Source organism: Kitasatospora sp. NBC_01560, assembly GCF_045208415.1.
Lineage (GTDB): Bacteria > Actinomycetota > Actinomycetes > Streptomycetales > Streptomycetaceae > Kitasatospora.
The window spans coordinates 6,715,679-6,733,385 of the sequence record NZ_CP109364.1 but is presented as its reverse complement, the minus strand read 5'-3'; the positions used below and the strand labels follow the sequence as shown (position 1 = coordinate 6,733,385).

16 protein-coding genes are annotated in these 17,707 nt (G+C 72.5%); 4 read left to right on the top strand and 12 right to left on the bottom strand.

The window, feature by feature from the left end:
• Positions 1-37: 37 nt before the first annotated feature.
• On the top strand, positions 38-1,642 hold the full coding sequence (locus OH807_RS29125; protein WP_406204566.1) for a PucR family transcriptional regulator: 1,605 nt from the start codon (positions 38-40) through the stop codon (positions 1,640-1,642).
• A gap of 141 nt (positions 1,643-1,783) precedes the next feature.
• Here OH807_RS29125 and OH807_RS29120 read toward each other — a convergent pair whose 3' ends face one another.
• Positions 1,784-3,265, bottom strand: a complete 1,482-nt coding sequence (locus tag OH807_RS29120) for an alkaline phosphatase PhoX (protein WP_406204563.1) — start codon at positions 3,263-3,265, stop codon at positions 1,784-1,786.
• Between the two features lie 287 nt (positions 3,266-3,552).
• The gene (locus OH807_RS29115; RefSeq protein WP_406204560.1) at positions 3,553-4,746 is read right to left on the bottom strand and encodes a hypothetical protein; all 1,194 of its coding nucleotides are present in this window, start codon (positions 4,744-4,746) and stop codon (positions 3,553-3,555) included.
• Positions 4,747-4,912: 166 nt separating this feature from the next.
• Here OH807_RS29115 and OH807_RS29110 point away from each other — a divergent pair, with 166 nt between their 5' ends.
• Positions 4,913-5,356 (top strand): VOC family protein, encoded by a 444-nt coding sequence (locus OH807_RS29110; protein ID WP_406204558.1) that lies wholly within the window; start codon positions 4,913-4,915, stop codon positions 5,354-5,356.
• A 97-nt stretch (positions 5,357-5,453) separates the two neighbouring features.
• Here the strand turns inward: OH807_RS29110 and OH807_RS29105 are convergent, their stop codons facing one another.
• Positions 5,454-7,025, bottom strand: a complete 1,572-nt coding sequence (locus OH807_RS29105; RefSeq protein WP_406204555.1) for a hypothetical protein — start codon at positions 7,023-7,025, stop codon at positions 5,454-5,456.
• 408 nt (positions 7,026-7,433) lie between these two features.
• Between OH807_RS29105 and OH807_RS29100 the strand changes: the two genes are divergently transcribed.
• Positions 7,434-8,765 carry an MFS transporter gene (locus OH807_RS29100; RefSeq protein WP_406204552.1) on the top strand — a complete coding sequence of 444 codons (1,332 nt, stop codon included), beginning with the start codon at positions 7,434-7,436 and terminating at the stop codon, positions 8,763-8,765.
• 60 nt (positions 8,766-8,825) lie between these two features.
• Here the strand turns inward: OH807_RS29100 and OH807_RS29095 are convergent, their stop codons facing one another.
• The 9 genes from OH807_RS29095 to OH807_RS29055 all read right to left on the bottom strand — a co-directional run bounded on the left by OH807_RS29095 (position 8,826) and on the right by OH807_RS29055 (position 16,407).
• On the bottom strand, positions 8,826-9,485 hold the full coding sequence (locus tag OH807_RS29095) for a Uma2 family endonuclease (protein WP_406204549.1): 660 nt from the start codon (positions 9,483-9,485) through the stop codon (positions 8,826-8,828).
• A 123-nt stretch (positions 9,486-9,608) separates the two neighbouring features.
• Positions 9,609-9,992 (bottom strand): metal-sulfur cluster assembly factor, encoded by a 384-nt coding sequence (locus tag OH807_RS29090; protein WP_406204546.1) that lies wholly within the window; start codon positions 9,990-9,992, stop codon positions 9,609-9,611.
• 23 nt (positions 9,993-10,015) lie between these two features.
• Positions 10,016-10,477: a Fe-S cluster assembly sulfur transfer protein SufU gene (sufU, locus tag OH807_RS29085; RefSeq protein ID WP_406204543.1), complete on the bottom strand. Its 462-nt coding sequence runs from the start codon at positions 10,475-10,477 to the stop codon at positions 10,016-10,018.
• A gap of 20 nt (positions 10,478-10,497) precedes the next feature.
• Positions 10,498-11,757, bottom strand: coding sequence for a cysteine desulfurase (locus tag OH807_RS29080; protein ID WP_406204540.1), 1,260 nt, complete (start codon positions 11,755-11,757; stop codon positions 10,498-10,500).
• Positions 11,754-12,518 carry a Fe-S cluster assembly ATPase SufC gene (gene sufC, locus OH807_RS29075; protein WP_406204537.1) on the bottom strand — a complete coding sequence of 255 codons (765 nt, stop codon included), beginning with the start codon at positions 12,516-12,518 and terminating at the stop codon, positions 11,754-11,756. The genes OH807_RS29080 and sufC overlap by 4 nt, the downstream gene beginning before the upstream one ends.
• 6 nt (positions 12,519-12,524) lie before the next feature.
• Positions 12,525-12,842 carry a bifunctional 3-phenylpropionate/cinnamic acid dioxygenase ferredoxin subunit gene (locus tag OH807_RS29070; RefSeq protein ID WP_209411713.1) on the bottom strand — a complete coding sequence of 106 codons (318 nt, stop codon included), beginning with the start codon at positions 12,840-12,842 and terminating at the stop codon, positions 12,525-12,527.
• Between the two features lie 5 nt (positions 12,843-12,847).
• Positions 12,848-14,083, bottom strand: coding sequence for a Fe-S cluster assembly protein SufD (sufD, locus tag OH807_RS29065; protein ID WP_406204533.1), 1,236 nt, complete (start codon positions 14,081-14,083; stop codon positions 12,848-12,850).
• 56 nt (positions 14,084-14,139) lie between these two features.
• On the bottom strand, positions 14,140-15,555 hold the full coding sequence (sufB, locus tag OH807_RS29060) for a Fe-S cluster assembly protein SufB (protein ID WP_406204530.1): 1,416 nt from the start codon (positions 15,553-15,555) through the stop codon (positions 14,140-14,142).
• Between the two features lie 9 nt (positions 15,556-15,564).
• Complete coding sequence (locus OH807_RS29055) at positions 15,565-16,407, bottom strand: helix-turn-helix transcriptional regulator (protein ID WP_406204527.1); 843 nt, start codon at positions 16,405-16,407, stop codon at positions 15,565-15,567.
• Between the two features lie 311 nt (positions 16,408-16,718).
• Between OH807_RS29055 and OH807_RS29050 the strand changes: the two genes are divergently transcribed.
• Complete coding sequence (locus OH807_RS29050; RefSeq protein ID WP_406204524.1) at positions 16,719-17,660, top strand: ABC transporter ATP-binding protein; 942 nt, start codon at positions 16,719-16,721, stop codon at positions 17,658-17,660.
• The last annotated feature ends 47 nt before the right edge of the window (positions 17,661-17,707 follow it).

Sequence of the window (17,707 nt, the reverse complement as noted above, 5' to 3'; positions counted from 1 at the left end):
CGGTACGCCGTTGTCCGACCCGATGAAGGAAGCGCCGGTGTCCCAGCCCGCCGGACTCCCCCTGCGCCAGTTGCTGATGTCGCTCGGCGAACCGCTGGTCGAGCTCCAGGCCGCCCCGCTGGGCCTGGACGTCCCGGTCCGCGACGTCGCGATCCTCGACCCGGAGGACCCACCCGTCGCCGCCGCCGGCGAACTCGTCCTCGCCATCGGCGCCCGCGGCCGGGCCGCCCTCCCCGCCCTGCGCGCGGCCGGCCGGGCCGGGGCCGCGGCCGTCGCCGTGAAGCTGGACGCCCCCGGCCAGGCCGACGCCCTGCGCGAGGCCGCCACCGAGGCGGGGGTGGCGCTGCTCTCCGTCCGCCGGGAGACCCGCTGGGAGCACCTGGACTCGCTGGCCCGGGCGATCATCGCCGGGCCGGACGCCCCGGACGGTGCCGGCGCCCCCGAGCACAACGCCGGCGACCTCTTCTCGCTCGCCCAGACCGTCGCCGTGCTCACCCACGGCATCGTCTCGATCGAGGACACCTCCAGCCGGGTGCTGGCCTACTCCCGCTCCTCCGACTCGGACGAGGTCGACGACCTCCGGCGGCTCTCCATCCTCGGCTGGCAGGGCCCCGAGCCGTACCTCTCCAAGCTCCGCGAGTGGGGCATCTTCCAGCACCTGCGCAGCTCGGACACGCCGATCGCGGTCGACCCGCACCCCGAGCTGGGCCTGCGCCGGCGCCTGGCGATCGGCATCCGGACGGGTGCGCAGCCGCTCGGCACCATCTGGGTCCAGGAGGGCGCCCAGCCGCTCGCCCCGCTCGCCGAACAGGCCCTGGTCGGTGCGGCCCGGGTGGCGGCGGCCCAGCTGGTGCGCCGCCGCCGGGAGCTGTCGGCGGACGTCCGGCTGACCCGGACCCTGCTCACCGGCCTGCTGGAGGGCTCGACCGGCCCGCAGTCGCTGGCCACCCACCTCGGCCTGGACCTGCGCCGCCCGGCCACCGTCCTGGCGTACGGCGCCCGGGCCACCGAGGCGCTCACCCGCACCGAGGTGACCGGCCTGATCTCGGTGCACACCGCCGCCCGGCACCGCGCCGCGCTGCTCGCCCCGATCGAGTCCCGGGTGTACGTGCTGCTGCCCGACCTGCCCGCCGGGCTGCCGATGACGACGGTCCGCGGCTGGGCGCAGGAGGTGGTGGAGGCGGCCCGGGACCACCTCGGGGTCCCGCTGCGGGCGGCGATCGGCTCGACGGTGGACGGTCTGGCCCAGGTGCCCGACTCCCGGGCCCAGGCGGACCGGATCCTGGACGCGATGGGGCGCGGCGGGGTGGAGCTGGAGGTCGCCGCGCTGATCGACGTCCAGGCGGAGGTGCTGGTCAGCGAGATGCTGGCGCTGCTGCAGGAGCGCGGCGGCCTGCGCGACCCGCGGCTGACGGCGCTGGCCGACTACGACCGCCGGCACGGCACCCGGCTCGCCGAGTCGGTGCTGGCCTGGCTGGACGCGCTCGGCGAGGTCCGGGTCGCCGCGGACGCCCTGCACATCCACCCCAACACCCTGCGCTACCGGGTGCGCCGGGCCGAACAGCTGACCGGCATCGACCTGACCCAGCCGCAGCAGCGGCTGCTGGCCATGCTCCAGCTCCGGCTGCCCGCCGAGGGCTGACGGCCGCCCGCCGAAGGCCCCCGAAAGGCCCGGAGGCCCCCGCGAACCCCGAGGCGCCCGAGGCGCCCGAGGCGCCCGAGGCGCCCCGAACGCCGGGAAGGGGCCCGCCGGAGCGGGCCCCTTCCGTCACGACAGCGGGGCTCAGGCGCCGTAGCCCTGGCCGCGCTTGTGCTCGTTCAGCCGGTGCCACGGGCCGGTGATGGCCAGCTGGATGCCCGGGGTCTGGATGTTGGCGAAGAGGGTCTTGCCGTCGTCCGAGAAGGTGACGCCGGTGAACTCGCTGAACTCGGGCTTCTCGGCGCTGCCGATGTTCAGCTCGTTGCGGGCGATCGGGTAGGTCAGCCCGTCCTCGGTGGCGCCGAACAGGTGCGACACACCCTCGCCGTCCTCGGCGATCACGATGCCGCCGTAGGGCGAGACGGTGATGTTGTCCGGGCCGTCGAAGTTGTCGTGGTCGCCCCAGACGTCGGAGTTGACGCCCAGCAGGACCTTCAGGGTGATGGTGCGGCGGACGGGGCTGTAGAACCAGACCTGGCCGTCGTGCTGCACCGGGCTCTCCGAGCGGGCGAAGCTGGAGACGAAGTAGAAGCCGCCGTCACCCCACCACATGCCCTCCAGCTTGCGGGCGCGGGTGACCTCGCCCTCCTTGAACTGCTTGCGGATCGAGACGGTCCTGGCGTCGCGGTCCTGGACCTTGACCCAGTCCACGCCGTAGGTGGTGCCGACCTTGGTGGCGCGGGAGAGGTCGTCGACGAACTTGCCCTGGGCGTCGAAGACCTTGAAGGCCTCCAGCACGCCGGCGTCGGCGGCCAGCTTGCGCAGCTGGTAGCGGCCGTGCTTGAAGCCGGCCGGCGGGGTCCAGCGGAACAGCAGGCCGTTGGGGTTCGAGGCGTCCTCGGTCAGGTAGACGTGACCGCGCTTCGGGTCGACGACGACGGCCTCGTGGGCGTAGCGGCCGAAGGCCTTCACCGGCTGCGGGTCCTGGTTGTACTCGTCGTCGAACGGGTCGACCTCGAAGATGTAGCCGTGGTCCTTGGTGAAGCCGTTCTTGCCGGCCTTGTCCTCGGTCTCCTCGCCGGACAGCCAGGTGCCCCACGGGGTCACGCCGCCCGCGCAGTTGGTGGCGGTGCCGGCGATGCCGACCCACTGCTCGACCGTGCCGTTGGCCTTGGCGTGCACGATGGTGCAACCGCCGGCCGCGCCCGGGTCGTAGACGTGGCCCTCGGTCAGCGGCACCGGGTAGGGCCAGTTGGCGCGGGCGCCGCCCAGCTCGTGGTTGACGACCATGAGGTTGCCGCCGCGCTCGTCCTCGAACGCCGAGGTGCCGTCGTGGTTGCTCGGGGTGAACTCACCGGTGCGCAGCTTGGTGACACCGGCCCGGTTCACGACCTTGTACGTGAAGCCCTTGGGCAGCGCGAGCAGGCCCTCGGCGTCGGCGGCCAGCGGGCCGTAGCCGACGGCCACGCGCTCGGCCTCGACGGCCGCGGCGACCGGCGCCTCGCCGCCGACCGGGGCGGCGATCGCGCCCGGAGCGCTGGCCAGCGCCTCGGCGCTGCCGGCGATCAGGACACCGGCCCCGACGAGGGTGGAACGGTTGACGAAGTCCCGGCGGGACAGCGACATGTGAGTCACTCCTGAGTGGTGGGGCACCGACCGGGGGCGAACCCGGTACGTGGCGTGCGAGGTGTCGAGGCAGTCGTCGACGCCCAGAGACTCCGCCGGTGCAGTGAACGCCCGATGAATCGGACACCGCGTCAGGGTGTTCATTTGCCGACCTTATGCAAACGCATGACTTGTTCTTTGCCGTGCGCACCACAGGTCACAGCATCGTCGCCCACCGTTCGCCGCACACCGCCCACGCGTACAGCCCACCGCGCACCCCGCACAGCACGCCGCTCACCGCTCACCGCTCACCGGCAGGCGCGCGCCGACCGCCACTGCTCCCAGGCCGCCAGCCAGAGCTGCTCGCCGAGCTGCTGCTCCTCCCAGCCGTCCCCGTCGGCGGCCGGGCGGTCCCGCCAGAGCTGCTCCCAGGCCCGCTGCGCCGGCAGGCTCGCCACCTCGCTGGCGAACACCGTGTAGCGGACCACCTCCTCGACGGCGGCCTCGCCGTCCGGCGTGCCGACCACCCACTGGGTCTGCCGGGAGAGCCGGTTGAGGTGGTTGACCATCGACGTCACCGCCGCGACCGCCTCCTCGCGGCGCTCCGAGGCCAGCCGCATCTGCTGGCGCACCGCGGCCTCCCAGCGCAGCGCGCCGGTCTCCCCGCGCAGCCCGCGCGGCAGCCGGGGCGTCCGCCCGGCCCGGACCTGCGCCTCGATCGCGGCGGACTCCGCGATGCTGTGCTCGATCACCGCCCGGTGCGCCTCCAGCCCGGTGGCCGGGGCGAGTTCGCGCTCCTCCACCGGTACGTGCGGGCCGCGCCGGGAGGCCAGTGCGCGCAGCAGCGCCGTCCGGCCGCGCAGGTAGCGCTCGATGTCGTCGACGGGTGCCAGTTCGATCGCGCCGGGCGGCACGCCGCGCCCGCAGACGGTGACGGTCACCCCGCCGACCACGAACCGGCCGGCCCAGACCGGCCCGGCGCCCGGCTTGGCGCAGACCCCGGGGAGGCGGTCCTCCGGGCGCTCCCAGACCTCGCGCCGGTCCTCGTGCACCTCGACCGCCCGCGGCTCGCCGTCCACGGTGATCCACTCGCGCAGCGCCCGGACCCGCGCCGGGCAGTCGACCTCGTCCACGCCGAGCTGCTCGTACACCCGGTCGCGCTCGTCCTCGACCACGTCCTCCAGCTCGGGCAGGGCGGCGCCGCCCCCGGCACCGGGCCGGTGGGTGCGGACGGTCAGGTACGGGCCGTCGGCGGCGCTCCGGTCGCCGGAGCGCACCTCGACCCAGCAGAGCAGCCCGTCGGAGGTCTCGAACGCGGCCAGCGCGTCGCCCTCCCGGGCCACCCCGGACGCGACGCCGTACACGGGGAAGTCCGCCGCGGCGAGCATGCGGCGGGCGAAGTCCTCCTGGTCGGTGAAGCGGTCCTCCCGTCCGCGCGGGGCCACCCGCCCCGGCCCGTCGCCCCGGAGACCGTCCTGCCTGCCGCCGCTCTCCCGCGTCATCCCGCGCCGCACCCCCCAAGTCCTCACCGCTCCGCGCACCTGCGGGACCACGATACGTGGCGCGACCTGCCGGGTCATCAGCTCCTCTGGTCCGGCGGGCGGATCGGCCCGCCGGATGCCGTGTCAGGGCCGTGGTTTGTCAGTCCGGCTTCCTACGCTGTCGGGCATGACAGCAGCCAAGGACTTCCCCGCCAGAATCAGCATCGTCACCCTCGGCGTGGCCGACCTCGACGCCTCCGCCCGGTTCTACGAGGCGCTGGGGTGGCAGCGCTCCTCGGCCTCCAGCCCGGAGATCGTCTGGTTCCGCACGGCCGACTCGGTGCTCGGGCTCTTCCCGTACGAGGAGCTCGCCGCCGACGCGGGCGTGCCCGCCACCGGCGAGCCGTCGTTCCGGGGCGTCACCCTCGCGGTGAACCTGGAGTCGCCCGAGCGGGTGGACACCGCCCTGAAGACGGCCGTCGCGGCCGGCGCCACGGTGGTCAAGCCCCCGGCCGCGACCAGCTGGGGCGGCTACTCCGGCTACTTCGAGGACTTGGACGGCCACCTCTGGGAGCTGGCCCACAACCCGTTCTTCCCCTTCACCGAGGACGGCTCGCTGGACCTCCCGTAGGGCCGGGCGGAGCCGGGCCGCGGGTGCGGCGTACCGCCCCCGCCCCCGGCCGCAGCCCCACCGTCCCGTCCCGGTCCGGCCCGAGGGGCCGACCCCGTCAGCTCTTCGAACGCGCCTTGAAGGCCGCCTTGCGGGCCTCCTTGGCCACCGCCCGGTCCAGGTGCAGCTCCCCGACCGTGTCCAGCACGTCCGCCGTGTACGGGTGGTCGACCCGCCAGAGCTCGCCGAAGTAGCTCGCCGGGTTGCCGGTCACCGGCAGCTCGGCGATCAGCTCGCGCAGCAGCGCGGCGTCCCCGCCGGTGTCGAGCAGCTGGGCGGCGAAGGTGTCGATCACCGTCCAGAGCACCATCGTCCGCTCCGGCACGGGCACGTCGGTGGCGCCCAGCCCGACGAGCCAGGCCCGCGCGCCCCCGCCCAGCTCCGGGTCGTCCAGCACCTCCCGGACGGCGGGACCGGCGGGCTCCCCGAGCATCGTCAGCGCCTGCTGGCAGAGCATCCGGCGCATCGGCGCGTACGCGTCGCTGCCGCGCGCCGCGGCGAGCAGCTCACGGGCCGCCGCCACCGGCTCCCGGCCGGTGACCCAGACCCGCAGCTCCTCCTCGGGCAGCACGTTGGCCGCCTCGCAGACCGCGCTCAGCAGCTCGGCGGCGTCGCCCTGGGCGAGCTCACCGACCAGCGGGGCGTCGTAGCCGTCCTCCAGCAGCCACTGCCGGATGCCGTACTGGCCGAGCGGGGTGAGCCGGACCAGGCCGAAGCGGGCCGACTCCTCCTCGTCGAGCGGCTCCTCGCCGACGGCGGGTCCGGCCGGCTCCGCGCCCTCCTCGCCCTCCTCCTCGTCGAACAGCTCCGGGTCGATCGGGCGGTACTCCAGCAGGCCGAGCTCGGAGAGGTCCCCCAGCATGGGGTCCAGCGCGACCATCACGTCGGTGATGTCGCCGAGCAGTTCCTCGCTCGGCTCCTCGCCCTCCGGGACGACCAGCAGCGCGGCCAGCACGCCGAGCGGCACGGTCTCGCTGCCGGGGTCGGCGAAGGCGGTCGTCTCGTACAGCACCTGGAGCGCCTCGTCGAGCAGCTCGGCGGCCTCGTCCCGGGCGTCCTCGACCTGCGCGAGCTGCTCCTCGTCCTCCTCGTCCTCCTCGCCCGACGGCTCCTCGTCCCCGTCCTCGGGCAGCGAGTCCGCCTCCACCGCCAGCTCCCGGACGATCCCGGCAGCGGTGAGCCAGAGCTCCAGGACCGTCTCCGGGTCCCCCTCCTCGGCCGGCTCCAAGTCCGGCCCGGGCACGGCCACGTGCTCGCCGGCCGCGGTCGTGCCGATCTCGACCAGGTCCAGGTCGCACGCCAGCGACCAGGCCCGCATCGCCTCGACCACGGCCTCCTCGGGCGCGTCGCCCTGCTCCGGGGCGAGGCCGAGCAGCCGGGCGGCCGGCTCCCGGTCCGGCCCGGTGAGGTCCCCGAACTCGTCCACGGCCCGGTGCGGGGCCGCCCAGCGGGCCAGCTTCAGCGCGTAGCCGAAGATCGGCACCGCCTTCGCCTGTGCGGCGAGCTCCGCCTCGGCGGGCAGCTTCACCGGCGGCACCAGCACGGCCGCATCGTCCAGGTCCTCGTCGTCCAGCCCGTGCGCGGCGAACGCCCCGTAGAGGTCCTGCAGCTCCAGGTCGGCGGGGAGCACCGCTCCCTCGCCCGGGGTGCCCGTCGCAGCGGCCCCAGCGTTCTTCCGACGTCGTCCGGCCATCGTTGCGCGTTCTCCCTACAGCCTGCGGTCAGCCGATCAGCTCCGCGTACCGGTCTCCTACCTCAGCGTATAGGGACGGCAGGCCCGATGCTTGGCCTCCAGGGGCGCGCGCCGCGGGCGTGCGCCCACCCCTTATCCTTCGCAATGGTGCCGTGCACACCCCGCGCGGGCCACCGGGCAACGAAGCCCCCCTTCCTCCTCGTCCGGCAGCGGACGGGAGGGCACCCCTCACGCTCACTCGCCCCACCAGGGACCCCGCACCGAGGCCACACCACAGCGCCCCCGGACGGGACGCCGGCACACCCCGCCGACCCCGGTGGTGCCCGGCCACAGGAGACCCCTGCCATGGCGGACCTCTCCCCTGCCGGCTCCGGCCTGCGCACCGCGCAGCTCGACGGACGCCGACTGTCGGAGGCCCTGCTTCCCCTGGAGCTCGCCCCCCGGGCCCAGCTCCAGCTCGCCGCGATCAGCCGCTGGAACGCGCTGCGCGGTGTCCGCGTCGGCCTCGTCGCCGCCGCCCTCCTCTTCATGCTGATCGGCGCCAACCTGGCGACCCCGATCTACCCGCTGCTCCAGCAGCGGCTGGCGCTGACCGCGCTCGACACCACGATCCTCTTCACGATCTACGTGTTCGCGCTCGTCCCGGTGCTCGCCGCGGTCGGCCACTGGTCGGACCACCTCGGCCGACGGGCCATGATCCTGCCCGCGGTGGCCCTGGCCGCCGCCGGCGACGCCGTCTTCGCCACCGCCGGCAGCTTCTGGCAGCTCGCCGCCGGCCGCGCCGTCCAGGGCATCGCGGTGGGCCTGTCCACCGGCGCCGCCGGCGCCGCCCTCGGCGACCTGCTGCCCGAGCACCCCACCCTGGCCGCCAAGCTCACCCTCGCCTGTTCGGCCGGCGGCGTCGCGCTCGGCCCGGTGGTCGGCGCCCTGCTGGCGGGCGGCTCGGACCCGCTGCTGACCCCGTTCCTGCTGCACGCCGTCGCCCTGCTCGCGCTCTGCGTGCCGCTCGCCGTGGTGCACCCCCGGATGCCCGGCCGCAACCGCCCGCCGGCCTCCCCGCCGCGGATCACCATGCCGGCCCACCTGCGCCCGCAACGGCTCGCCCTGCCGACCTCCGGCCGGCGCGAGTTCCTGCTCGCCTCCGGCGCCGGCTTCGTCTCGTACGCGGTCTTCGGCGTCTACCTCAGCCTGGCTCCGGCGTTCTCCGCCAAGCTGCTGCACACCGACTCCCGGCTGACCGGCGCCGTCGTGGCGGCCCTGCTGCTCGGCTCCTCGGCCCTCGCCCAGCTGCTCGTCCCGCCGACCGCGGACCGCCTGGTCATCGCCCTGGGCCTGACCGGCCTGGCGGCCGGCCTCGGCCTGGTCGTCACCGCCCAGTACACCGGCACCCCGGCGCTGCTGTTCATCGGCAGCGTGCTGGGCGGCGCCTGCCAGGGCGTCGCCTTCCGTTCACTCTTCACCTCCGCCGTGGCGGCGATGAACCCCGAACGCCGGGGCTCGGAGCTCAGCTCGCTCTGGGTCATCGTCTACCTCGGCTCCTCCCTGCCGATCGTCGGCGTCGGCGCCCTCGTCCAGCGCTACGGCCTGCTCCCGGCCACCAGCGGCTTCGTCGCCCTCGCCGCGACCGTCTGCCTGGCCCTGGCCGCCGTGGTGGCCCGCCGGCCGAAGACCGCCTGACGCACGCCACAACGCCGCCGCCCGGGACGGATTCCGTCCCGGGCGGCGGCGTCTGCCGTGTCATGCGGTCCAGGGTTTCCAGGTGTTCGTGCGGAACTCGAACCCGAAGGGACTCGGCAGCCGGACCGTGTCCCCAAACTTCCACTCGCCCAGGACCGCGTAGCTGCCCTCCCGGCGATCCGGCTCACCGAACAGGGTGACTCCCGGATCCCTCGGATCACGGTCCACGAGCAGGTAGTACGGCACGCCGGTCCGCGCGTACCCGCTCCATCTGGTGGGCTTGACCCGTCGGCCCAGTACCGGACGGCGGTCGTTGTGCGCGTTCGACGAGGAGGTCACTTCGACCACCAGGCCGATCTGGTCCGGCCGGAGATAGGTGGCGTTCTCCGCGAGCCCGCGCTCCTCCACCTCGGCATCCATCACGACGAGGTCGGGGATGTAGCCGTCCCCGACCTCGACAAGATCAAGATTGATCGCCTGTACCACCCGCCAGGGATGGGCGGGGTCCTGGAAGCGGGCGTAGTCGATGCCACGCTGGATGTCCGACAGGATCACCGCGTGGGCGAAGACGGGTGCTGGTGACACGACGAACTCCCCTCCGACCACCTCGACCCGCGTGCCGTCGTCCGGGATCCGCAGGTATGCGTCGAGCTCACCGCGGACCCACATGGCGTACGCCGAGTCGGGCAACGTCCAATGCCCGATCGCTTCCACAGCCATCGCGTCGCTCCCTCCGTGGTCACGGCAGCACTCTCGCCACCCGCTCGCAGATATACCACTGCCGCGCGAATACTTCCCCCGAAGGGGAGACTCGCGCGGCAGCGGGTTGACGCTCGACCGGTCTCAGACGTTGAAGCCCAGCGCCCGGAGCTGGTCGCGGCCGTCGTCGGTGATCTTGTCGGGGCCCCACGGCGGCATCCAGACCCAGTTGATCTTCAGGTCCTGGACGAGGCCGTCGGTGGCCGTCTTGGCCTGGTCCTCGATGACGTCGGTCAGCGGGCAGGCCGCCGAGGTGAGCGTCATGTCGATGGTGGCCACGTCGGACTCGTCGATGTGGATGCCGTAGATCAGGCCCAGGTTGACGACGTCGATGCCCAGTTCGGGGTCGACGACGTCCATCAGGGCCTCGGTCAGGTCCTCGACGGAGACGGTGCCGGCGGTGGTGCCGACGATGACGGTCGGGCCCCCCTCAGCGGAAGGGGCGGGCGTCTCGGTGGTTTCGCTCATGGTCTCGGTCCTCCTCTTCTGCGTCAGTCGGTGGTGTCGTGGACGGCGGGCTGCCCGGCGAGCGCCTTGGCGGTGGCGTCCTTCCAGGCCATCCAGCTCAGCAGCGCGCACTTGACCCGGGCGGGGTACTTGGAGACGCCGGCGAACGCGACCGCGTCCTCCAGCACCTCCTCGTCGCCCTCGCCCTGGCCCTTGCTCTGCATGAGCTCCAGGAAGGCCTCCTGGACGGCCTGCGCCTCGCCGACGGTGCGGCCGACCACCAGGTCGTTCAGCACGGAGGCGCTGGCCTGGCTGATCGAGCAGCCCTGCGACTCGTACGAGACGTCGGCGACCGTGGCACCGTCGAGCTTCACCCGCAGGGTGATCTCGTCCCCGCAGGTGGGGTTGACGTGGTGCACCTCGGCGTCACCGTCCCGCAGCCCCTTGCCGTGCGGGTTGCGGTAGTGGTCCAGGATGATGTCCTGGTACATCGAGTCGAGCTTCATGATCGTCGCGCCCCGTCCCGTCAGCCGAAGAAGTTCCGGACGTGGTGCAGGCCGTCGATCAGGGCGTCGACCTCGCCCGGCGTCGAGTACAGATAGAACGACGCCCGTGTGGTCGCCGGAATTCCGTACCGCAGGCAGACCGGCCGCGCGCAGTGGTGGCCGACGCGCACGGCGATGCCCTGCTCGTCCAGCACCTGGCCCACGTCGTGCGGGTGGATGTCGCCCAGCGTGAACGAGATCGCCGCACCGCGGTCCACGGCCGTGCGCGGACCGATGATCCGCAGGTCCGGGACTTCGAGCAGCCGCTCGACCGCGTACGCGGTGATGGCGTGCTCGTGGGCCGCGATCTTCTCCATGCCGATGCCCGACAGGTAGTCGATCGCCGCGCCCAGCCCGACCGCCTGGGCGATCGGCGGGGTGCCGGCCTCGAACTTGTGCGGTGCCGGGGCGTAGGTGGACGAGCCCATGGTGACGGTCTCGATCATCTCGCCGCCGCCGAGGAACGGCGGGAGGTCCTCCAGCAGCTCCTGACGGCCCCAGAGCACGCCGATGCCGGTCGGGGCCAGCATCTTGTGGCCGGTGAAGGCGACGAAGTCGGCCTCCAGCGCCTGCACGTCGAGCACCATGTGCGGCGCGGCCTGCGAGGCGTCGATGACGACCAGCGCGCCGACCGACTGGGCCTTGCGCACGATGGTCTCGACCGGGTTGACCGTACCGAGCAGGTTGGAGACGAGGGTGAAGGAGACGACCTTGGTCTTCTCGGTGATCAGCTCGTCGATGTTCGAGAGATCGAGCCGGCCCTCGTCGGTCAGCCCGAACCACTTCAGCTTCGCGCCGGTGCGCTGCGAGAGCAGCTGCCACGGGACGATGTTGGAGTGGTGCTCCATCTCCGTGATCACGATCTCGGAGTCGGCGTCCACGCGGTACGGCTCGTCCGCCCAGGTCAGCATGTTGGCGACCAGGTTGAGCGACTCGGAGGCGTTCTTGGTGAAGACGACCTCGTTGCGGCTCGGCGCGTTGACGAACGCCGCGACCTTGTCACGGGCGCCCTCGTACAGCGCCGTGGCCTCCTCGGCGAGCACGTGCACGCCGCGGTGGACGTTGGCGTTGTGCCGCTCGTAGTACGCGTTCAGCGCCTCCAGCACCTGGCGCGGCTTCTGCGAGGTGGCCGCGTTGTCCAGGTAGACCAGCGGCTTGTCGTCGTGCAGCAACCGCTGCAGGACCGGGAAGTCCTTGCGGATCGCGTCGGTGTCGAGCAGTCCCGTAAACGTATGGGTCACTCGGAAGCGCCGCCCTTCACGTAGGCCTCGTAGCCCTCGTTCTCCAGCTTGTCGGCCAGCTCGGCGCCGCCGGACTCGACGATGCGGCCGCCCGCGAAGACGTGGACGTAATCGGGCTTGATGTACCGCAGGATGCGGGTGTAGTGCGTGACCAGCAGGGTGCCGACCTCGCCGGTCGAGCGGACCCGGTTGATGCCCTCGGAGACGACCCGCAGCGCGTCGACGTCCAGGCCGGAGTCGGTCTCGTCGAGGATCGCGATCTTCGGCTTGAGCAGCTCCAGCTGGAGGATCTCGTGGCGCTTCTTCTCGCCGCCGGAGAAGCCCTCGTTGACGTTGCGCTCGGCGAACGCCGGGTCCATCTGCAGACCGGCCATCGCCTCCTTGACCTCCTTGACCCAGAGCCGCAGCTTGGGGGCCTCGCCGCGGACGGCGGTGGCGGCGGTGCGCAGGAAGTTGGAGACCGAGACGCCGGGGACCTCGACCGGGTACTGCATGGCCAGGAAGACGCCGGCGCGGGCGCGCTCGTCGACGGACATCTCCAGGACGTTCTCGCCGTCCAGCAGGACGCTGCCGCCGGTGACGGTGTACTTCGGGTGGCCGGCCAGCGAGTAGGCCAGGGTGGACTTGCCGGAGCCGTTCGGACCCATGATCGCGTGGGTCTCGCCCTGCTTCACGGTCAGGTCGACGCCCTTCAGGATCTCGCGGGGGCCGTTCTCGGCCTCGACGGAGACGTGCAGGTCGCGGATTTCAAGGGTTGCCATATGTACTCAGGACTCCTGGTTGACGGAGACGAGCACATCGTCCCCTTCGATCTTTACGGGGTAGACAGCGACCGGCTTGGTGGCGGGCAGGCCGGAGGGCTTGCCGGTGCGCAGGTCGAAGCTGGAGCCGTGCAGCCAGCACTCGATCATGCAGTCCTCGACCTCGCCCTCGGAGAGCGAGACGTTCGCGTGCGAGCAGGTGTCGTTGATCGCGAACACCCCCTCGTCGGTGCGGACGACGGAGACCGGCACGCCGTTGAGGTCGACGCGCCGGGGCACGTCCTCGGCCAGCTCGCTGAGCGCGCAGGCGCGGAGAAAGCTCATCGGGCTCAGACCGCCGATTCCAGCTCGGCCTCGATCTTCTCCATCAGCTGGTCCTGGATCTCGGCGACGCCGATCTGCTGGACGAGCTCGGCGAAGAAGCCGCGCACCACCAGGCGGCGCGCCTCGTCGGCCGGGATGCCGCGGGCCTGCAGGTAGAACAGCTGCTCGTCGTCGAAGCGGCCGGTCGCCGAGGCGTGGCCGGCGCCGACGATCTCGCCGGTCTCGATCTCCAGGTTGGGGATCGAGTCGACCCGGGCGCCGTCGGTGAGCACCAGGTTGCGGTTGTGCTCGTACGTGTCGGTGCCCTCGGCGGCGGCGCGGATGACCACGTCGCCGACCCAGACGGCGTGCGCGTCCTTGCCCTGCAGCGCGCCCTTGTAGACCACGTTGGAGCGGCAGTGCGGGGTGTCGTGGTCGATGACCAGCCGGTGCTCCAGGTGCTGGCCGGCGTCCGCGAAGTAGAGGCCGAACAGCTCCGCCTCGCCGCCGGGGGCGGCGTAGGTGACCCGCGGGTGGATGCGGACGAGGTCACCGCCGAAGGTGACGACCACGGACTTGAGCGAGGCGTCCCGGCCGACCAGCGCGGTCTGCTGGGCGGCGTGCACCGCGTCGCGGTCCCAGTCCTGGACCGAGACGAAGGTGAGCTTGGCGCCGTCGCCGACCAGCAGCTCGACGTTGGCGGCCCGGGTGCCGGTGCCGGTGTGGTTGATCACCACGACGGCCTCGGCGAACGGCTTGACGTCGATCACCACGTGGGCGAAGCGGACGCCGCCCTCGCCGTGCACGTCGATCTTGACCGGCTCGGTGAGCACCGTCTCCTTGGGGACGGTGACCACGAGCGCCTGCTCGAAGGCGCTGAACGCCTGCGCGGCGACCCGGTCGACCGGCTTGCCGGCCTTGCCCAGGCGGGCGTCGTCGCGGCCGACGGTCTCGGCGGTGACGCCGTCCGGCAGGCTCAGCTCGACCTTGTCCTCGCCCTTCTCGGCGCTGTCGGCGGCGGTGCCGTCGTGCAGGCCGTTCAGGCGGTGCATCGGGGTGAACCGCCAGTCCTCCTCGCGGCCGGTCGGCACCGGGAAGTCGCCGACCTCGAACGAGGGCTTGACCGCGACGCGCGCGTCGATCGGCTGCTGGACGGTGGCACGGCCGGTGCCGGGGCCCGCGAGCTGCGCGCCCGCGCCCGCGGTGCCGACCTCGATCGAACCGGCGGTCGTGGAGCCGGTGGGGGTGTTGACGTCAGCCATGGCTGTCGTGGTGCTCTCTTCCTAGGGATGCGGAGTGGACTGCGTGCGGCCGTGCGTCAGCCGACGGAGCCTTCCATCTGCAGCTCGATCAGCCGGTTCAGCTCCAGCGCGTACTCCATCGGCAGCTCGCGCGCGATCGGCTCGACGAAGCCGCGGACGATCATCGCCATCGCCTCGAACTCGGTCATGCCCCGGCTCATCAGGTAGAAGAGCTGGTCCTCGCTGACCTTGGAGACGGTCGCCTCGTGGCCCATCGACACGTCGTCCTCGCGGACGTCCACGTACGGGTAGGTGTCCGAGCGGGAGATCGTGTCGACGAGCAGCGCGTCGCAGAGCACGTTGGACTTGGCGCCCTTGGAGCCCTCGCCGATCTCGATCAGACCGCGGTAGGACGTCCGGCCGCCGCCGCGCGCCACCGACTTGGAGACGATGTTGGAGGAGGTGTTCGGCGCCATGTGCACCATCTTGGCGCCGGCGTCCTGGTGCTGGCCCTCACCGGCGAAGGCGATCGACAGCGTCTCGCCCTTGGCGTGCTCGCCCATCAGGTAGACGGCCGGGTACTTCATGGTGACCTTGGAGCCGATGTTGCCGTCGACCCACTCCATGGTCGCGCCCTCGTACGCCACGGCGCGCTTGGTGACCAGGTTGTAGACGTTGTTCGACCAGTTCTGGATGGTCGTGTAGCGGCAGCGGCCGCCCTTCTTGACGATGATCTCCACGACCGCGGAGTGCAGCGAGTCCGAGGAGTAGATCGGCGCGGTGCAGCCCTCGACGTAGTGGACGTAGGCGTCCTCGTCGACGATGATCAGCGTCCGCTCGAACTGGCCCATGTTCTCGGTGTTGATCCGGAAGTAGGCCTGGAGCGGGATGTCCACGTGGACGCCCTTGGGCACGTAGATGAAGGAGCCGCCGGACCACACCGCGGTGTTCAGCGCGGCGAACTTGTTGTCGCCGGCCGGGATGACGGTGCCGAAGTACTCCTTGAAGATCTCCGGGTACTGCTTGAGCGCGGTGTCCGTGTCCAGGAAGAGGACGCCCTGCTCCTCCAGGTCCTCACGGATCTGGTGGTAGACGACCTCGGACTCGTACTGCGCGGCGACACCGGCGACCAGGCGCTGCTTCTCCGCCTCCGGGATGCCGAGGCGGTCGTACGTCGCCTTGATGTCGGCGGGCAGGTCCTCCCAGGACTCGGCCTGCTTCTCGGTGGAGCGGACGAAGTACTTGATGTTGTCGAAGTCGATGCCGGTGAGGTCGGAGCCCCAGGTCGGCATGGGCTTCTTGCCGAACAGCTTGAGGCCCTTGAGCCGCAGGTTCAGCATCCACTCGGACTCGCTCTTCTTCGCCGAGATGTCGCGGACGACGTCCTCGCTGAGCCCGCGCTTGGCGGCGGCACCTGCGGTGTCCGGGTCGGCCCAGCCGTACTCGTAGGTGCCCAGGCCTTCGAGCTCCGGGTGCGAAACGGTGTCAGTCATGCGAGCTTCCTAACGCGCGGACGCTGAGTCTTCGGTGGACGTACCGGCAGTCGGCACTGCACCGGTACCCGGGCCTGCGGTACGCAGGGCGGGCGACGATGCGGCACCGGGTGCCGGCACATAGGTGGTGCAGACCCCGTCGCCGTGGGCGATGGTGGCCAGCCGTTGCACATGGGTGCCCAGCAGTTGGGAGAAGACCTCGGTCTCCGCCTCGCAGAGCTGCGGGAACTGCTCGGCGATGTGCGCGACCGGGCAGTGGTGCTGGCAGAGCTGGGCGCCCGCCGGGGCTTTCGCCGCGGCCGACGGAACACGCCGCACGGTGGCAGCGTACCCGTCCGCGCTCAGCGCCTGGGCGAGCGCCTCGGTGCGCTCCCCCGCTTCGGCGCCGTGCAGGGCGTCGAGGTAACGCTCGCCCTGCTTGCCGAACCGGGCGCGGGCGAAGGCGGCGACCGCCTCCTCGCCCGCCTTGCCGCCGCCCACCGAGTCCGAGATCCAGCGCAGCGCGTCGGCCGCGAGCTGGTCGTAGGCCTGGTAGAAGGCGTCCCGGCCGCCGTCGGTGAGGGCGAAGACCTTGGCCGGGCGACCCCGGCCCCGGCTGCCGTACACCCGCTGTTCGCGGGCGTCGACCAGGCCGGCGGCGGCCAGTCCGTCCAGGTGACGGCGGACGGCCGCGGTGGTGAGGCCGAGGCGGTTGGCGAGGTCGGTGGCGGAGGAGGGGCCGTGGTCCAGGATCGAACGGGCGACCCTGTCCCGCGTGGCGCGGTGGCCCTCCAGCAGCACCTCGGCCGCCGTCGCGGGCACGGCGCAGCCGGGGGCCGACTCGGCCTCCGGGTGCGTGGAGTGCTCGCGCATGTTTTTCACAACACCAGTGTTGCGTAATTCCTTCCGACAGGACAACCCGTGATCCAGGCCTCACCGGTGTCCTCTGTCACGCAGGTAAGCCTTACCTGACCTGCGGAAACGATCCACGGCGGCGATTCCCCCTCGGCGGCTCCGGCCACGACGAACCGGACTCCGCAGGTCCGCCGAAGCGGAATCCCATCCTCCGGCACCCTCCGCCCGCGCCCCGGTCCACCCCTGCCGCGTCGACCGCCGGCCGCTCCGGCAGCCCCGGCCCGGCCCACCGTCCGGCCGCCGCGTTCACGCCTCTTACACTCGCCGGTATGCATTCCGAACCCGCGGTCCGGATCACCGGGCTGGTCAAGCGCTACGGCACTGCGTCGAAGCACCGAGTGACCGCGGTGGACGGTCTCGACCTCACCATCGCCCGCGGCGCGATCACCGCGGTGCTCGGCCCCAACGGCGCCGGCAAGACCACCACCGTCGAGACCTGCGAGGGCTACCGCCGCCCCGACGCCGGCACCGTCCGCGTCCTCGGCCTCGACCCGGTCACCCAGGGCGCCGAGCTGCGCCCCCGGATCGGCGTGATGCTCCAGTCCGGCGGCGTCTACGCGGGCGCGCGCGCCGTCGAGATGCTCCGGCACACCGCCAAGCTGCACGCGAACCCGCTGGACGTCGACGCCCTCGTCGAACGCCTCGGCCTCGGCTCCTGCGGCCGCACCACCTACCGCCGGCTCTCCGGCGGCCAGCAGCAGCGGCTCGCCCTGGCGATGGCCGTCGTGGGGAGGCCCGAGCTGGTCTTCCTCGACGAGCCCACGGCCGGCCTCGACCCGCAGGCCCGCCGCGCCACCTGGGAGCTCGTCCGCGACCTGCGCCGCGACGGCGTCACCGTCGTCGTCACCACCCACCACATGGACGAGGCCGAGCAGCTCGCCGACCGGGTCGCGATCGTCGACCGCGGCAAGGTGATCACCGAGGGCACCCCCGAGGAGCTCTGCCGCGGCGGAGCCGAGTCCTCGCTGCGCTTCGACGGCCCGCCCGGGCTCGACCTCGGCCCGCTGCTCAAGGAGCTGCCCGAGGGCGCCGCCGCCACCGAGCCCTCCCCCGGCAGCTACCGCATCGAGGCACCCGTGGACCCGCAGCTGCTGGCCACCGTCACCGGTTGGTGCGCGGCCTCCGGCATCCTCCCCGAGCGGCTGGCCGTGCAGCGCCGCAGCCTCGAAGACGTCTTCCTCGACCTGACCGGACGGGACCTCCGCGCGTGACGACCACCGACCACTCCCCCGCGCCCGGCGCCGCCCCCGTCGGCCGG